Source organism: Alicyclobacillus pomorum DSM 14955 (assembly GCF_000472905.1).
GTDB lineage: Bacteria > Bacillota > Bacilli > Alicyclobacillales > Alicyclobacillaceae > Alicyclobacillus_A > Alicyclobacillus_A pomorum.
In genome coordinates this window covers 37,701-52,758 of record NZ_AXAR01000010.1, presented here as the reverse complement: position 1 = coordinate 52,758, position 15,058 = coordinate 37,701, and the positions used below count along the sequence as shown (strand labels likewise).

The 15,058-nt window shown below is 54.8% G+C and carries 17 protein-coding genes; 10 read left to right on the top strand and 7 right to left on the bottom strand.

Annotation, left to right across the window (positions count from 1 at the left end):
• Window positions 1–24: 24 nt before the first annotated feature.
• The 3 genes from YWK_RS19565 to YWK_RS0111335 form a co-directional block, all read right to left on the bottom strand.
• Window positions 25–318, bottom strand: coding sequence for a DUF2653 family protein (locus YWK_RS19565; protein WP_051375505.1), 294 nt, complete (start codon window positions 316–318; stop codon window positions 25–27).
• Window positions 319–342: 24 nt separating this feature from the next.
• A complete protein-coding gene (locus YWK_RS19560; protein WP_035466762.1) occupies window positions 343–834 on the bottom strand; it encodes a hypothetical protein in 492 nt (163 codons plus the stop codon).
• 335 nt (window positions 835–1,169) lie between these two features.
• Entirely contained in the window at window positions 1,170–1,367 is a 198-nt protein-coding gene (locus YWK_RS0111335) for a hypothetical protein (RefSeq protein ID WP_026964892.1), read from the bottom strand.
• A 235-nt stretch (window positions 1,368–1,602) separates the two neighbouring features.
• On the opposite strand from YWK_RS0111335, the gene phnC reads away from it, so the two are divergent.
• The 4 genes from phnC to YWK_RS0111315 are packed head-to-tail and all read left to right on the top strand — an operon-like array spanning window position 1,603 to window position 4,395.
• Complete coding sequence (gene phnC / locus YWK_RS0111330; RefSeq protein ID WP_026964891.1) at window positions 1,603–2,376, top strand: phosphonate ABC transporter ATP-binding protein; 774 nt, start codon at window positions 1,603–1,605, stop codon at window positions 2,374–2,376.
• Window positions 2,373–3,152, top strand: coding sequence for a phosphonate ABC transporter, permease protein PhnE (phnE, locus tag YWK_RS0111325; RefSeq protein WP_415782813.1), 780 nt, complete (start codon window positions 2,373–2,375; stop codon window positions 3,150–3,152). The genes phnC and phnE (YWK_RS0111325) overlap by 4 nt, the downstream gene beginning before the upstream one ends.
• Window positions 3,149–3,955 carry a phosphonate ABC transporter, permease protein PhnE gene (phnE, locus tag YWK_RS0111320; protein ID WP_051375504.1) on the top strand — a complete coding sequence of 269 codons (807 nt, stop codon included), beginning with the start codon at window positions 3,149–3,151 and terminating at the stop codon, window positions 3,953–3,955. The genes phnE (YWK_RS0111325) and phnE (YWK_RS0111320) overlap by 4 nt, the downstream gene beginning before the upstream one ends.
• A gap of 47 nt (window positions 3,956–4,002) precedes the next feature.
• Window positions 4,003–4,395 carry a VOC family protein gene (locus YWK_RS0111315; RefSeq protein WP_415782815.1) on the top strand — a complete coding sequence of 131 codons (393 nt, stop codon included), beginning with the start codon at window positions 4,003–4,005 and terminating at the stop codon, window positions 4,393–4,395.
• Between the two features lie 128 nt (window positions 4,396–4,523).
• Here the strand turns inward: YWK_RS0111315 and YWK_RS0111310 are convergent, their stop codons facing one another.
• Window positions 4,524–5,483, bottom strand: a complete 960-nt coding sequence (locus YWK_RS0111310; RefSeq protein WP_026964887.1) for a phosphate/phosphite/phosphonate ABC transporter substrate-binding protein — start codon at window positions 5,481–5,483, stop codon at window positions 4,524–4,526.
• A 223-nt stretch (window positions 5,484–5,706) separates the two neighbouring features.
• Between YWK_RS0111310 and YWK_RS0111305 the strand changes: the two genes are divergently transcribed.
• The 4 genes from YWK_RS0111305 (at window position 5,707) to sat (ending at window position 10,539) form a co-directional block, all read left to right on the top strand.
• Entirely contained in the window at window positions 5,707–7,308 is a 1,602-nt protein-coding gene (locus YWK_RS0111305; RefSeq protein ID WP_035466761.1) for a bifunctional metallophosphatase/5'-nucleotidase, read from the top strand.
• 215 nt (window positions 7,309–7,523) lie between these two features.
• Entirely contained in the window at window positions 7,524–8,324 is an 801-nt protein-coding gene (locus tag YWK_RS0111300; protein WP_026964885.1) for a ZIP family metal transporter, read from the top strand.
• A 254-nt stretch (window positions 8,325–8,578) separates the two neighbouring features.
• The gene (locus tag YWK_RS0111295; RefSeq protein WP_026964884.1) at window positions 8,579–9,265 is read left to right on the top strand and encodes a phosphoadenylyl-sulfate reductase; all 687 of its coding nucleotides are present in this window, start codon (window positions 8,579–8,581) and stop codon (window positions 9,263–9,265) included.
• 83 nt (window positions 9,266–9,348) lie between these two features.
• Complete coding sequence (gene sat, locus YWK_RS0111290) at window positions 9,349–10,539, top strand: sulfate adenylyltransferase (RefSeq protein WP_026964883.1); 1,191 nt, start codon at window positions 9,349–9,351, stop codon at window positions 10,537–10,539.
• Window positions 10,540–10,660: 121 nt separating this feature from the next.
• Here sat and YWK_RS0111285 read toward each other — a convergent pair whose 3' ends face one another.
• Window positions 10,661–10,942: a hypothetical protein gene (locus YWK_RS0111285; protein WP_026964882.1), complete on the bottom strand. Its 282-nt coding sequence runs from the start codon at window positions 10,940–10,942 to the stop codon at window positions 10,661–10,663.
• 133 nt (window positions 10,943–11,075) lie between these two features.
• Here YWK_RS0111285 and YWK_RS19555 point away from each other — a divergent pair, with 133 nt between their 5' ends.
• Window positions 11,076–12,011, top strand: a complete 936-nt coding sequence (locus YWK_RS19555) for a DMT family transporter (RefSeq protein ID WP_051375516.1) — start codon at window positions 11,076–11,078, stop codon at window positions 12,009–12,011.
• A 3-nt stretch (window positions 12,012–12,014) separates the two neighbouring features.
• On the top strand, window positions 12,015–12,311 hold the full coding sequence (locus tag YWK_RS0111275; RefSeq protein ID WP_026964881.1) for a 4a-hydroxytetrahydrobiopterin dehydratase: 297 nt from the start codon (window positions 12,015–12,017) through the stop codon (window positions 12,309–12,311).
• A 118-nt stretch (window positions 12,312–12,429) separates the two neighbouring features.
• On the opposite strand, the gene YWK_RS0111270 is transcribed toward YWK_RS0111275, so the two are convergent.
• Complete coding sequence (locus tag YWK_RS0111270; protein WP_026964880.1) at window positions 12,430–14,238, bottom strand: ATP-binding cassette domain-containing protein; 1,809 nt, start codon at window positions 14,236–14,238, stop codon at window positions 12,430–12,432.
• A complete protein-coding gene (locus YWK_RS0111265; RefSeq protein WP_026964879.1) occupies window positions 14,235–15,053 on the bottom strand; it encodes an ATP-binding cassette domain-containing protein in 819 nt (272 codons plus the stop codon). Before YWK_RS0111265 ends, YWK_RS0111270 begins: the two co-directional genes overlap by 4 nt.
• Window positions 15,054–15,058 lie beyond the last annotated feature (5 nt).

Below are 15,058 nucleotides of genomic sequence, written 5' to 3'. Positions count from 1 at the left end.
CTCGCTCCTTGTACCGTCAATCCGTTACAGAACGACGATGTACGCCTCAATCCGCGATTCGTCCGGGAATTGCAACTGAATGTTCAGCTCTTGTGGGTTAAAGTTGTGGTACTGCGCCAGGTACTCGGCAATGGCGTCGACCATCTGTTGTTCGGACAACTGGACGGTGCTCCAGCCGATATTCGCATCGGCGCCGAAACCGCGGCCGGGTTCGAACCACAACTCGACTCGCACATCCTCTGGCCGCCGCCCGTGGTGGTTGGCCGCATAGACGCAGCATGCGTCCACGACGTCTTGCTCCGACATATGAAGTTGCACTCGTTCACACACCCCTTGTTCTCATTATCTCCGGAAGAACAGCCTGCGGACAATGCGATACACCACGTACAGAAGCAACAAGTCAATCAACAGACCGAAGATGGAGAATCCGTGGTAACCGTATCCGCCCCCCCAGCCGTAGTAGCCGCCGAAGGGATGAAACAAGTGGCCCATCAAACCGCCAAGCAGCATGCCGGACCCGAACGAAAACAAGTGCGATCCAAACCCACCCAAACCGGTACGGGTTGTCGCACCTCCGTACGGAGTACCGTAGGTGCCACTATATCGCGAATAGGAGCCGCCGACGCGGGACGATGGTGCCCTCGAACCGGAGCGATACGAACGAGCGTACACATCGTTCGTCGCTAGCCCTTGTGACGTCCCTGTCGTAGCCACGCTATGAGAAGCCGTGGGGACCGGAGCCCTGTGCGTAACTGCCGTTGACGTGGAAGCGGACGCCGACACCGGTGTCAGCAGAAGCATCAACGATGTTACCATCGCCACAACTTTTTTCAATTATTTTCCCTCCATATCGATAACACCTGTGGATGTGGATTTGCGGGCCAAACGGTTTTCGTTTGGTACTTCAGACTCCTTGTCGTTTGTGCTCGCGCATCATCCGCAGGCTTATGATAACTGTATTCCGGTTTCCGCCTGACTGCAACGTGCGCAAAAGTCACTGGAAGTATACGTAAGCGCTGCAGGTGAACGGGGCGTACACCGGCAAGTGCTATCTCCTTCGCACTCACTCGCGCGCCTTCAATCTCGTGATTTCACAAAGGCGTTCCAATCACGGCGCAGTAAGGGGCTGTCACCGGACTGGTCATCGGCCAGCAGGTGAAGCCCCTCTGTTACGTGATGGTCGGCACGCGGGTTGTCGTGCCCTTCGTGGTAGCAGATCCGTCGCTGATCAGAACCTTGTACGCAACAATGAGTCCAATCAGCCCCAGACCGGCGCTGATGACACTGAGCGATTGCGCGAACAGGATGATTTTCGCGGACGTCCTCTGCGCGGCGGATAATGGCGAAGTGGAGTTTGATGTCGCCATGGTACTCCCCTCCTATCCTGCAGTAGATGCCCTTCCATAGGGTGGCGACATGGACAGGAGGACAAAAGCGAATAGACGATTTGCAATATCTCTGATATGTAAAGTTTCCGTTTGTTCTGCGAATTATGCAGGTTTTTCTGATATAATGGCGGCGAAATGGTATAAGCTTCCGCTTTACAACTTTCGTCGCGAAAGATGCTACTGCGGCGCGAAAAAGGGGCGTTTCGACGGACCCATGATTGAGTTTCAAAGCGTCTCGAAAGTGTATCCCAACGGGACCGTCGGCTTGAAGGACATTCAGTTGACGATTTATCCCGGAGAGTTTGTCGTGATTGTCGGACTGTCGGGTGCCGGCAAGTCCACGTTGCTTCGCTCCATCAATCGGCTGCATGAAATCACCCACGGTGAAATCCTCATCGACGGCAAGTCCATTACGGCTGCACGCGGCAAACCGTTGCGAATGCTTCGCCGCGACATTGGAATGATCTTTCAAAATTTTAATCTCGTAAAACGATCCACGGTCCTTCGCAACGTCCTTTCTGGACGCGTCGCCTATCATTCCACGCTGCGCACGCTGCTCGGGCTGTTCCCGAGGGAGGATGTGGAACTTGCTCTGAAAGCGCTGGAACGCGTCAACATTCGCGACAAGGCGTTCGTGCGCGCGGACCAACTGTCAGGCGGTCAGCAGCAGCGCGTATCGATTGCGCGGGCATTGGCGCAAGGCGCGAAGATCATTCTGGCAGACGAGCCCGTGGCGTCCTTGGATCCACTCACAACGAAACAGGTGATGGATGACCTCAAGCGGATCAACCAGGAAAGTGGCATTACGACGATGGTCAACTTGCACTTTGTGGATCTCGCCCGAGAATATGCCACCCGTATCATTGGATTGCGCGCGGGGCAACTGGTCTTCGACGGACCAGTGGAAGCAGCCACGGATGAAGCGTTCGCCGAAATCTACGGTCGTCCCATTGACAAGGACGAGCTGCTTGGGAGGAACGGCGCATGATGACGGTTCCGTCCAAAGTGGCCACGCGAAGCAAATCGGCGCTGACCACGGTCATCCTCTTCCTCCTTCTGTGGGGAAGTGCAGTCCGCACGCACACGGACCTCGGACACCTGGTTTCCGGTATTGGCAACATGGGGGATTTATTTGCCGAGATGGTCCCACCGCACTCGAAATATGCTCAGAAGATTGTGAACCCACTCGTGCAAACGTTGCAGATGGCGATTCTCGGCACATCACTCGGTGGGATTGTGGCTTTGCCCTTTGTATTGCTGGCGGCGCGAAACGTTACTCGGGCGCCCTGGTTGTCCTGGCCTGCACGGATTGTCCTGAACCTCATCCGAACCATTCCCGACTTGTTGCTGGCCTCCATCTTCGTCGCGATTTTCGGAATCGGCGCATTCTCCGGCGTGCTCTCTCTCGCGGTCTTATCCTTTGGCATCATTTCTAAGTTGTGGTACGAGTCGGCAGAGGCTATCGATGACGGGCCGCTGGAAGCCATGACCGCCGTCGGTGCCAACAAATTGCAGTGGATTGCGTTCGGCGTGGTGCCCCAGGTGCTGCCCATTTTCACTGCCCACTTGCTGTACACCTTTGAAATCAACGTCCGCGCGGCGACCATTCTCGGACTCGTCGGCGCTGGCGGTATCGGGCTGTACCTGAACAACACACTGGGTCTCTTCCAATATCAGAACACGTCTGTCATTGTCATTGCGATGTTGATGATTGTGTTCGTGATTGACTTTACCAGTACGAAGCTTCGGGAGCGACTGTTATGACCACACAGACTGCGTTGCAAACGCCTGTCAACCGATACGGGAAGTGGTATAAGGTTGGCGTCCTGGTGTTGTTGGTTGCACTGTACGCCTGGGCTGTGTCTGGTATTCCCTTCACGGGGATACAGTCGACAGCGGGGGAAGTCGCGAGGTCCATTCTCTACGGCATGTTCCACCCCGACTGGGGATTCGTCTACCAGCCGGGTGGCGAAGACCTTTTACGCGGTCTGCTCGATACCTTGTCCATCGCGTTTTTGGGTACGTCGGTGGCAGCCATCCTTGCGGTGCCGTTTGCGTTCTGGTCTGCACAGAACTTGCACAAGTACAAGACGGTCAGTGGCTCTGGCAAGGCCATCTTGAGTTTGATTCGGACCTTCCCAGAAGTGGTGGTCGCACTGCTCTTCATTAAGGCGGTCGGGCCTGGATCGTTTGCCGGTGTATTGGCGCTCGGTCTGCACTTTGTGGGTATGCTCGGCAAGTGGTTCGCGGAGGCGATGGAGAGCATAGATCTTGGGCCGATGGAGGCGCTCACGGCCAGTGGGGCAAATCGCCTGCAGGCGTTGTGGTTCGCCGTGGTGCCGCAGGTGATGCCGCACTTTACGTCGCTGACGCTGTACGGTTTTGAAATCAGCGTTCGGTCGGCCACCATTCTTGGCATCATCGGTGCTGGCGGCATCGGCACACCGCTCATCTTTGCCCTGCAATCGCGGTCGTGGAGCCGCGTAGGCATTATTTTGCTGGGCATCATCGTCATGGTGACCCTCATCGACTACCTCTCTGGTTTTCTGCGCAAGAAGCTGGTGTGAGGATTGGAAAATGGCGTCGAATAATAATTTTGCAAAACGAAGGGAGTTTGTTCACGGTGTCAAAAATCACAACGTTTCTCATGTTCGATGGCAAGGCTGAAGAAGCAATGAAATTTTATACCTCTTTATTTGACCAATCAGAAATACATCGTGTTGTTCATCATGAAGATGGAACAGTATTACATGCTACATTCACATTAAAAGGACAAACGTTCATGTGCATAGACAGTAGAGTGAAGCATGAGTTTACGTTTACTCCTTCAATCTCACTGTTTGTATCGTGCGATACAGAGAAAGAAATTGATGAACTTTTTGAGAAGTTATCACAAGATGGACAAGTTCTCATGCCGTTAGCCCCTTCTCCAGTGAGTAAAAAATTTGGGTGGGTTACAGATCGATACGGTGTTTCTTGGCAACTAGACCTCGCAAACAACCAGTAAGAAATAAACATAACAATAAAGACAAAAGAGCGGCCTCGCCATACATTGGCGAGGTCACCTGCATCGATGCTTTCAAGGACTGCGAGGCTGTCAAGGGAACCTGGGGTAGCTGCAAATCGATGGGATGATTACTGGTTGTCGAGTTCCTTTTGATACGCGCGTGCGATGTCAAACACGTGATCATCTGCCACTTGATAGCCTTCGTGCGTGTAAATGGACTCAATCATCTTGTGGCCTTCCGGGTTCTTCTTCGCGTCCGCAATGTCCATGAACGCTTGTTGTATCTTCCTCACCCACGTTGGATCCATGTCGGGACGCACACAGATGGTGTCGTTCGGAATCGGTGCCGTGTAGTACAGTGGGGTGGTGATGTCGAAGATGTTCGGAATGTCTTTCTTGACGATGTTTCGGGCATCGTCGAACACGGCAGCAGCGTCCACTTGTTTGTTGACCAGTGCTTGAATCGCTGCACCGTGGCCTTGCATCACATCGCCTTGGACATCAGTCACCGGATCTACACCCGCCTTCTTCATTTCAACGGCCGGCCACACGTATCCAGCGGGTGACGTCGGGTCTTGCCATGCAATCTTCTTGCCCTTCAGGTCTTTCAGCGATTTGATGCCGGAGTCTTTGCGCACGAGGATCATCGCTTGGTACGTGGTGACCAGTTGATGGGTTGGCTTTCCATCAGGGTGATGTACGCCATAGCGCTCAGCCTGCAGGATAATGTTGGCGGCGTGCTTTTGGTCATGAGCAATGATGTATCCAGAAGCGGGGATGAAGCCGATGTCTATTTGCTTGGAAGCCATAGCTTCAATGATAGAGTTGTACGTGGTAGAGACCGACACGTGAACGGGGATGCCCAACTTGTCTGAAAGCAACTGTTCCAGTGGGTGACTCTTGGCTTGCAAGTCTGATGCGTCGTTCTGTGAAGGCACAAACTGCACGTTCAACTCCTTCGGGACGTACGTCGCCGCCGCCTTAGAGCCCGTGTTGTCGTTGCCGGTGTTATGGCCCGATCCGCACCCTGCCAACACGGTGCCTGCCAATGCGAGAGACAGCCCCATTCCAGCGAGTTTCTTCAACATGAAGCGCTTCGACCCCCATATGAATGACGTCGTTTGGCATCACTATAGCATAGGTATATGCCTAGATTTCTAAATTTTTATAGATATCAGATGAATTTGCGGTTAAGATCAAGTGAGAGGAGCGATGTGCAACATCTCGCTCGAATGGTTCAGCACGCGCAGATGTTGCCTGTGTTTTGCAAATCTCTAGTAATGGAAGACACACAAATGGGTGGAATCCGAGATGACCTCAAGCGGTGAGCAAGTTTCGCTGACCATTCTCTATACAAGCGACGTTCACGGGAACGTCTTGCCTTTGCGTTACGCGGACAACCAGCCGATGGATCTGGGATTGGCGAAGATTGCCACGCTCATTCAGGACTTTCGCCATCGGTCGGAGAATGTGCTCCTGATTGACAACGGTGACGTGATTCAGGGAACACCGTTGACTTACCATCACGCGAGGATAACACCGGATTTGCCCAATCCGATAGTTCAGGTCATGAACGAGTTAACATACGATGCTGCAGTGTTTGGGAACCACGAGTTCAACTACGGCTCGCAAATCTTGCAACGAGTGGTGCACGAATCCAAGTTTCCTTGGCTGTCTGCAAACATTGTCAAAACGGGGACGGACATTCCGTACTTCGGTACGCCGTATCTCGTTCGAGCACTGAAGAGTGGGGTGCGCGTGGCTGTCCTCGGGTTGACGACCCAGTACATTCCGAACTGGGAAAATCCAGCGCATATTGAGGAGATGGACTTCCTAGACGCGGTCGATACATGTCAGCGATGGGTGGCGAAAATCCGCAGGGAGTCGGGTCCGGATGTGATGGTTGTGGCTTACCACGGCGGCTTCGAGAGGGATCTGGACACCGGTCAGCTGACGGAGCGGTATACAGGGGAGAACCAGGGGTACCGGTTGTGCTCGGAAGTGAAAGGGATAGACGTGCTGCTCACGGGACATCAGCATCGGGCGCTGTCGGGCACGGTGTGTGGTGTCACGGTCATCCAACCCGGATGTAACGCGGCGTGGTTGGGAAAAGTTGACGTGTTGTTGGAACGGACGGGAAAAAAGTGGAACATTGTGTCGACAAGCGCGGAGTTGGTCGACGTAGCTGGGACAGCCCCGGACCCGAAGGTGGTTGAAGTCATCCGACCGTATGAGGAGCAGACCCAAGTTTGGCTGGACCAGCCGATAGGGCGGATTCTCGGTGATATGACCGTCAAGGACCCGATGGCCCTGCGCCTACGTGACAATCCACTGATTGAATTCGTCAACAAAGTACAGATGGAGACAGCGGGGGTGTCCATTTCGAATGCGGCTCTGTTTGATAACCAGTGTCCCGGGTTCCCAGAAGACGTCACTGTGCGCGACGTGGTGGCCAACTACATTTACCCGAACACACTTCGCATCTTGCGCGTGAAAGGGCAGGACATTAAGGACGCTCTGGAGCGGTCTGCGGCGTATTTTGCACCGTACGATGGGTCGGACATTCAAGTGAATCCCGCGTTCACAGCACCGAAGCCTCAGCATTACAACTACGATATGTGGGAAGGCATTGAGTACAAGATCAACATTTCACGACCACTCGGAGCACGCGTGGTCGAGCTCTTGTACGAAGGGCAACCCTTGGATATGGAAGCGGATTACGACGTCGTGATGAACAACTACAGGGCGGCAGGTGGCGGCGACTACGAAATGTACAAAGGGAAGCCGGTGGTGCAGGACATCCCAACGGAAGTACCGGAACTGATTGTCAGTTACATTATGGAAAGAAAAATTATCCCTGCTACGGTGAACCACAACTGGGAAGTGATCCACGACGAGAAGTCATTCACTTAGGACTGGGAACTATTGTAAGCAGAGGGGTACACAGAGCCCCTCTGTTTGCGTTACTTCTTCGCCATGGCAATGACTGAGGTCAGAAATTTACGGTTGACATCCCGTCAGCGCATCTGTAGATTGTTTGTGGAAAATTATTTTCTATAATGTGCGGATGGAAGAGCATCAAGGTTGCCTGCCGGACCGTGGGCAAACCATAGCGAGGAGGCCACGAGGTGCTTTCAGTGGGGTTGACACTGGTATTATGTATCGCTGCAGCGTTTGCTGACGTCATCGGCGGGGCGATTATCGTGCTGCGTCGATTGACAGAACGGCAAATATTATGGACGACAGCACTCGGGGCCGGATTTCTCATTGGTGCAACATTTTTGGACCGGTTGCCGGACGCCGTCTCCGAACTGCCCACTACGGCTCCGTTGTACTTGGTGATAGGGTACCTAGCGATGTTGCTATTACATCAGTTTGGAGCTGGACACGCCCATGAAAATCACGCCTCGGTCGCCGTCAGCCAGTCGGGGGCCGGGGATGTTCTCCATGCACCAGCGGATGGACCGATTTCGTTGAGCAGGAAGACGGAAGTTGTCACGTTTGTTGGCATGATTGTGCACACCTTTATGGACGGTGTCATCGTCGCGGGTGCGTTCGACGTGAACTTGGGCACAGGCGTGCTTATGTTTTTGGCCATTACGTTGCACAAAATTCCAGAGGGCTTCAGTATGGCGACCATCAGCCTGGCCGCTGGGGAATCTAGAAAGACGGCGTTGGCCGCAGCGAGTGGACTGGCCGTGTCGACGCTGGTTGGAGCTGCGCTGACACTGTGGGCCGGGAAGTTTGACATGTCCTTGGTCAAGGTGATTATGGCGTTGGCCACGGGAACGTTCATCTTTATCTCCACCACTGGCATTGTACCTTCGCTGAAGGCCTCCGGTGAGCGTAGGGTCGTGTACGTTGTTATATTGGGGGTCGTGTTGTTTTACTTATCGCTTCGCTTCGTACAAGCGATAGGGCTGCAGTGACGTGTATATGTTTGACTGTCAAAGCGGCGGGGACAAGTCCCCGTCGCTTTGACGTTTTCGTGCACCATTCACAAACGCCCAGAATATTCATGTTCTATCACAAGCCGCCCCGGCCTGTGGCGAGTCGTGTCAGCGTGGCGGTGTCCGCGCTGTCCGAGCCACGGGAAGGGGCGTGTCCGCGTGCAGACCTCACCGTCCGCCGTGTGAATGTAAACTTCATGGATACGGGGTGTGAACGATTGGAACACGGAACAATGTACGACCAACGTCAACTCTCGAGTCTCGCCGAGGAATACGAGTGCAGGTCGGCGCAAGACATCTTGCGAGGGGCGTTTGAGCGAGCTCCGAATATTACGTTTGCCTGCAGTTTCGGCGCCGAGGATATGGTGCTGCTAGACATGATTATGAAAATTCGCCCGGAAACTCACGTGTTCTACCTGGACACCGATGTTTTGTTTTCAGAGACTTATCAACTCATTGAACAATCCGTCGCCCGATACGGTATTGCGCACCTCATTCGAGTGAAGTCGGACTTGACCTTAGCGGAACAAGCAATGCACCACGGAGAGGAACTGTGGAAGCGGGATCCGAATCTGTGCTGCAACCTTCGCAAGGTCCAACCGTTGAAGCGCACCCTGAGTGGATATGACGCGTGGATTACCGGTATTCGGAGAGAACAGACACCCATGCGCAAACACGCAAAGCCGGTGGAATGGGACGCCAAGTTTCATCTGTTGAAAGTCAATCCCTTGGTTCGTTGGTCGCACGAAGACGTGTGGACCTACTTGCACGCGCACGGCGTCCCCTACAATCCGCTGCATGACGTCGGATATCCGAGCATTGGTTGCAGGCACTGCACCGCACCCGTAACATCGGGAGGCAATCCACGCAGTGGCCGCTGGGCTGGATTTGAAAAGATAGAGTGCGGATTGCACAAATGAGCGGTCTGTACCGCAGATGATGCCGCGGCAGCTCGCTGTGGTGTCTTGGCTTGCGCATTTTGCTATGGGAAGGGGAAATCGTCATGTCGGATCTGATTGCCGCTCACGGCGGGACATTGGTGCAGCGACAACTAACGGGCGCACTGCGGCGCGCTGCACTCGAGGACGCTGTTTACTATAAGAAGATTCCGTTGGACAACTGGTCGCTGTCAGACTTAGAGTTGATTGGCGTTGGTGCCTTTTCGCCGTTGACTGGCTTTGTGGGGAAAAAGGACTGGGAGAGCATTCTCGAGCGAATGCGCCTCGTCAGCGGAGAAATATGGACGATTCCAGTGACCTTGCCCATCACCGAGGAACAGGCACAGCAGATTGCACTGCACGAACGAGTGGCTTTGACCGGGCAGGATGGCGCTGTCTACGGGATCATGGAGGTGGAGGAGGTCTTTCGGTACGACAAGACCTGGGAGGCGCAAGCCGTGTTTGGCACCACAGACGAGGCGCATCCTGGGGTGCAACGACTTCTCTCCCGTCCTCCCTATTACGCGGCTGGCCCCATCTGGCTCGTCAATCGCGTGGAACCGGCAGAGTTTGCAACGTACTACCTGGATCCTGTTCATACGCGTATTGCGTTTTCAGCGCGCGGCTGGCGAACCGTTGTCGGTTTTCAGACGCGCAACCCCGTACATCGCGCACATGAGTATATTCAGAAGTCCGCGCTGGAAATCGTCGATGGACTGTTTCTGAACCCGCTGGTGGGCGAGACGAAACCGGACGACATCCCTGCGACCGTACGGATGAAAAGTTACCAGGTTCTGTTGAAACACTACTATCCGGTGAACCGGGTGTTTTTTGCTGTGTACCCCGGAGCCATGCGGTACGCAGGGCCTCGGGAGGCGGTTTTCCACGCACTGGTCCGCAAGAACTACGGTTGCACGCATTTCATTGTCGGACGCGACCACGCGGGCGTGGGCAACTACTACGCTACGTACGATGCCCAGAAGATATTCAGCCACTTTTCGCCGCAGGAGCTCGGCATTACACCGCTGTTCTTCGAAAACAGCTTCTACTGTCACAAGTGTGACGGCATGGCGTCCGAGAAAACGTGTCCCCATCGTGCTGAGGATAGGTACATTTTGTCTGGTACGAACGTACGCGCCATTCTACGCGCAGGCGATAAGCCATCCACAAAATTCACGAGGCCGGAAGTTGCAGAGGTTCTGGTACAGGGCTTGGCGGAAGAGAGCACAAGTGTCCCGACCAGCTCTGCCCGGTAGGTTCCCCTGTACGCACAAGCATACAGAGACAATCCCAGTGTCATCATGGATACACTGGGATTGTCTCTGTCCACGTTTCTGTTTTCTCATTGAGGTGACAAAAAGACCACCGTGCAGGTGATCATTGATTTGCCTTCAGTATGTGAATCTCTTCTTCTAGAAATGTGAACTTCTGGCGATGTAGGTCTAACCGTTGTTTAACATCACGTATCTCAGACAGCAATTGTTCGTTGGTGTCGAGTACGGCCTGCTGGGTGATCTTGATTTCATTGCGTAACTCAATTAGTTCTCGGTCAATACGGTCAAGACGGGACTCCATTTGATTCAGACGGGAATCCATCTGGTCAAACCGAGAATTCATTTGTTCTTGCATTTCTTTTAGAGCCGCCAGAATTGCATCCATAAAACGACCCCCAGAACATGGATGACTCAAGGATACCACGAAACCATGTACATCGTAACAGCTCATCCGAAAGAAGTATGATAGGATGCAAATGTGTGTGGGAGTTTAGAGACATGGGGTGGAGCAGTTGCAAATGAAGACGCTTCTTGCAGTGGCGGTGACGTTGGTATTCTGGTCTTCGGCGTTCGCTGGCATCCGTGCCGGCTTGTTCGGAGGCTATTCTCCTGGGCATCTCGTTTTGTTGCGCTTTCTCAGTGCGTCACTGGTGTTTGTGGTGTACGCGCTGGTACGCAAGGTGAAAGTTCCCGAACGCAAAGATTGGCCGCGGGTGATTGGGCTCGGTGTTTGCGGCATTTCGATTTACCACATTGCCTTGACGTTTGGCGAGATGACGGTCCCTTCCGGGACGGCGAGCCTCCTGATTGCGGCGGCCCCGGCAATCACAGCGCTCATTGCGGCCGTTGTGCTCGGAGAGCGCTTGAGTGGAACGGGATGGTTCGGGATTTTACTCGGCTTTGCAGGCATTGCTTTGATTACGTTTGGATCCGGGGAACATCCAGGATTTACGAAAGGTGCGCTGCTGATTTTGTTGTCTGCGCTTGCGACTTCTATGTTTTTTGTATTTCAAAAGCCGTTGTTTGCGCGCTATTCGGCGATTGACCTGACCGCGTACTTTACCTGGACTGGCACAGTGCCAATGCTCGTCTTTTTACCTGGGTTTTGGCACGATGTGACGCACGCAACTGCTGCCGCGACCTGGTCCGGCATCTACATCGGCGTGTTCCCGGCAGCGATTGCCTACGTGGCGTGGGCGATTGCCCTGTCCAGTGGGAAGACCGCAGGGGTCACCAGCTCCTTGTACATCACTCCTGTTCTCGCCATTCTGATTGGTTGGATCTGGCTTGGTGAAATCCCCACCGCGCTCTCTATCGTTGGTGGCATGGTCGCACTGGTCGGTGTCATCATCGTGAACTTGTGGGGGAGTCGCAAGGCTGTAGGGACAGCCAAGCCAAACGCTGACATGCCGCAGGTGTGTACTTCATATCCATCTCAAGGAACGGAGGGATGAGACGTGAAGTTGACGGAAAGTGAAATTGCTCAGGAACTGGCCAAGGTCGCCGATTGGACCCTGGATCAGAAGAGCATTGTCCGGCGTTACCGGTTCGAGTCGTTTCGCAATGCGATGGCGTTTGCCAATGCGGTGGCTGACATTGCTGAAGTCAAGAATCATCATCCATTCATCGCGATTGACTACAAGTTTGTAACCTTGCGCCTGACCACGTGGCACCAGGGTGGGCTGACCAAAGCCGACTTTGAGGAAGCGACTCTGTTTGATGAAATCTACGCAAGCATGTCCTCTGGCGCGTAATGTGATAAACGAGCGCTTTGTATTGTGCTGAATCCGTTGTTTGTCGTTATATTTGAAAATTACTGAAACAAATCAGGTGAGACAAAAGCCGACCACGGGATGCCCCATGGTCGGCTTGTCACGTGAATCGGCTCACTGCAAACAGCAGTACACACAAAAGTAGGCTCAGTCCTGCCACGGTTACGTCTCGGCGTTTCCACGGCATGGTGGCAGGGCGCGTGTGACTGCGCTCGGACGCCGCATATCCGCGGGCTTCCATGGCGGTGGCCAAGGTATCTCCCATCTGGACGACGGACAGGAGCAGCGGTACCACAATCGCTGGGACATCCCGCAAGCGAATCCGTCCAAACCGCGCAGAGGACTTGGCTCGCGCTCGAACAATGCGGGAGAATCGCTGCCACTCTCCCCACATCAGAGGGATGAAGCGCAACGTCAGTGCCGCGCCGAGTGTGATGGCTTCCACGATGGCGGGCCTCCACTTCCACCCCCAGAGCCGCTCCAGACCTTGTTTGATTTCCAGCGTCGTTGTGGTGGTGGTCAGTGGCACGCTGAGTATAAGGATCAACAGAATTTTATAGAACGCGAGGAACGTGTGTAGCCCTCTAGACCAAGCGTAACCAATCCCGAACCCGCCTGCTCCATCACCGAATCGCAGCCCGGACAGTGCGACGGAAAAGGACAACATCACGAGAAATGGGAGCGCGATGCGGTACTGCTGCAAGGAGACGCCAGACGTTGCGACAACGCCGATGATCAGCGCGGCGCCGAGCAGATACCCGGGTACCGAGTGCTGCGCGAGAATGGCCACGGACACCACCAGGTACGATAGCCATTTTGCGCGAACATCGGTTTGTTGCAGCCATGTCTTGCGTCCAGAACCGCCCGATGGAAGTACGTCGTCGAAGAATGCCGTATCAGGGAACTGAACGGAGTGATTGGAAGCCACTCCATGCGCTGACCCATCGCCGACTGGACTCATCGCGGGTTCCTGCGTCACGTGTACCGCGGCCGTTTGACGGCGAATTTGTTTCGAGATTCCTTGTGTCAGAGCAGGTCCACCAACGCCCGCCATGACCGGTTGCGGTTGCACTACTTCGAGCAGCGCGTGCGCAAAGTCGGCTGGGTTGGTTGGAACCGCAGGCAGTCGTATTCCACGCTGGCGCAGCGCTTCAGCAACGGCCATCGCGCTCGGTAGTCCAACACCGCTCTCCAGCAGGATGTCCGGTTTCTGATAGAGCTCTTGCGGCGTGCACACGGCTGTCACTGTTCCTTGCTTGAGAATCAGCACCTGATCCGCAATGGGCAACAGGGCGTCCAAATCGTGTGTGGCGACGACAATGCAACCGTGCTCTTTTCGCTCATCCCGCTGTTGAACCAGGTAGTCGACCAGGTGTCGGGTGGCCTGCGGATCGAGCCCTGCGGTCGGTTCATCGAGGAACAACCAGGCGGGCTCGGTCACCCAAGTCGAGGCGAGCGCAACCCGGCGCTTCTGTCCACCACTCAGGACCAGCGGGAACTTGGGCAACACGTCGCGGGACAGTTGAACATCCATTAGGGATTGCTCCATTCGCTGCTTTGCATCGGCATGGGACATCTTGTAAGGGTGCAGTGAGTAACGCAACTCTTTGTCCACGGTCTCCGCGAACAACTGTGCCTCTGGGTGTTGAAAAACTACGCCGATATCAAAGAGAACTGTGCCATTGACCTTGCTGCCCGTCCACAGCGGTGTTCCGTCGTACAGAATGTTGCCCGAGGCCAGAGGAAGCAGGCCGGAGATGGCTTGTAACAAAGTCGATTTTCCGGAGCCTGGCTCGCCTATCACCAGGATAATCTGACCATCCGCAAACGTGGCGGACAGGTTTTGTAGGATGAGCCGTTGGTGTGCTCCTGTGGCAGCCACCGACAGGTTTTGCAGGGTGATGGTCATCGCGCCATCACCGCCTTGGCCAGCGCCTCTGGCGTCAGGGGCAGGTCTGTCAGTTCCATACCAGCGTTTCGCAACTCGTCGGCGACTTCCACGACGAATGGTCGAGAAAATCCGAGTAGTTCACAAGCGCTCGGCTGGCCGTGCATCCGCTCGAAGAACGCGCGCACCGGCCCGTCATAGACTTTGTGGCCGCGGTCGAGCGCAATCACTCGGTCAGCGTAGGCCAGCTCGTCAAGCCATTGCGTGACCCAGAGGACAGTGACACCTTCGTCTCGCAGGCGCTTGGCAACTTGTAATAACGCCAAGCGAATGCGGGGACTTTGCATGGCAGTCACCTCGTCAAAGACAATGCCTGTCGGGCGCATGGCCAGCGTTGCCGCCACGCAGAGCAGTTGTTTCTGCCCTCCGGACAAAGTTTCCACGGGCGTATCCGGAGAGACCCGCAGTCCAACCGCCGATAAAGCAGCCGCCACGCGGTTCGGGATGTCGTGCGGAGGGGTTCCGATGTTCTCCAGGCCAAACGCGATGTCCTCAGACACCGTTTGACCGACGATTTGCGCATTCGGGTCTTGAAACACCAAGCCCACTTTCGAATGACCCTGGTCGCTTGGAGAAATCACGACGTCCCCGCGGGAAATCGGGCATAATCCGGAGAGTACGCGGCCCAACGTGGATTTACCGCTTCCGTTGGTGCCGACAACAGCCACCCATTGGCCGCGTGGAATCGCCACGGTGAAATCCCGCAAGGCGTACTCGACCTGGCCATCGCGGGCGTAAGCGACGCTGACGTCCTTGCACGAGATATGAATCGACATACGTC

Excerpts from the sequence above, each read along its gene's own strand:
- YWK_RS0111265 (WP_026964879.1), bottom strand. The coding sequence starts at position 15,053 with ATGTCGATTCATATCTCGTGCAAGGACGTCAGCGTCGCTTACGCCCGC.
- YWK_RS0111285 (WP_026964882.1), bottom strand. The coding sequence starts at position 10,942 with ATGGATGCAATTCTGGCGGCTCTAAAAGAAATGCAAGAACAAATGAAT.
- YWK_RS0111310 (WP_026964887.1), bottom strand. The coding sequence starts at position 5,483 with ATGTTGAAGAAACTCGCTGGAATGGGGCTGTCTCTCGCATTGGCAGGC.
- YWK_RS0111270 (WP_026964880.1), bottom strand. The coding sequence starts at position 14,238 with ATGACCATCACCCTGCAAAACCTGTCGGTGGCTGCCACAGGAGCACAC.
- phnE (WP_051375504.1), top strand. The coding sequence starts at position 3,149 with ATGACCACACAGACTGCGTTGCAAACGCCTGTCAACCGATACGGGAAG.
- sat (WP_026964883.1), top strand. The coding sequence starts at position 9,349 with ATGTCGGATCTGATTGCCGCTCACGGCGGGACATTGGTGCAGCGACAA.
- YWK_RS0111335 (WP_026964892.1), bottom strand. The coding sequence starts at position 1,367 with ATGGCGACATCAAACTCCACTTCGCCATTATCCGCCGCGCAGAGGACG.
- phnC (WP_026964891.1), top strand. The coding sequence starts at position 1,603 with ATGATTGAGTTTCAAAGCGTCTCGAAAGTGTATCCCAACGGGACCGTC.
- YWK_RS19555 (WP_051375516.1), top strand. The coding sequence starts at position 11,076 with ATGAAGACGCTTCTTGCAGTGGCGGTGACGTTGGTATTCTGGTCTTCG.
- phnE (WP_415782813.1), top strand. The coding sequence starts at position 2,373 with ATGATGACGGTTCCGTCCAAAGTGGCCACGCGAAGCAAATCGGCGCTG.
- YWK_RS0111295 (WP_026964884.1), top strand. The coding sequence starts at position 8,579 with ATGTACGACCAACGTCAACTCTCGAGTCTCGCCGAGGAATACGAGTGC.
- YWK_RS0111305 (WP_035466761.1), top strand. The coding sequence starts at position 5,707 with ATGACCTCAAGCGGTGAGCAAGTTTCGCTGACCATTCTCTATACAAGC.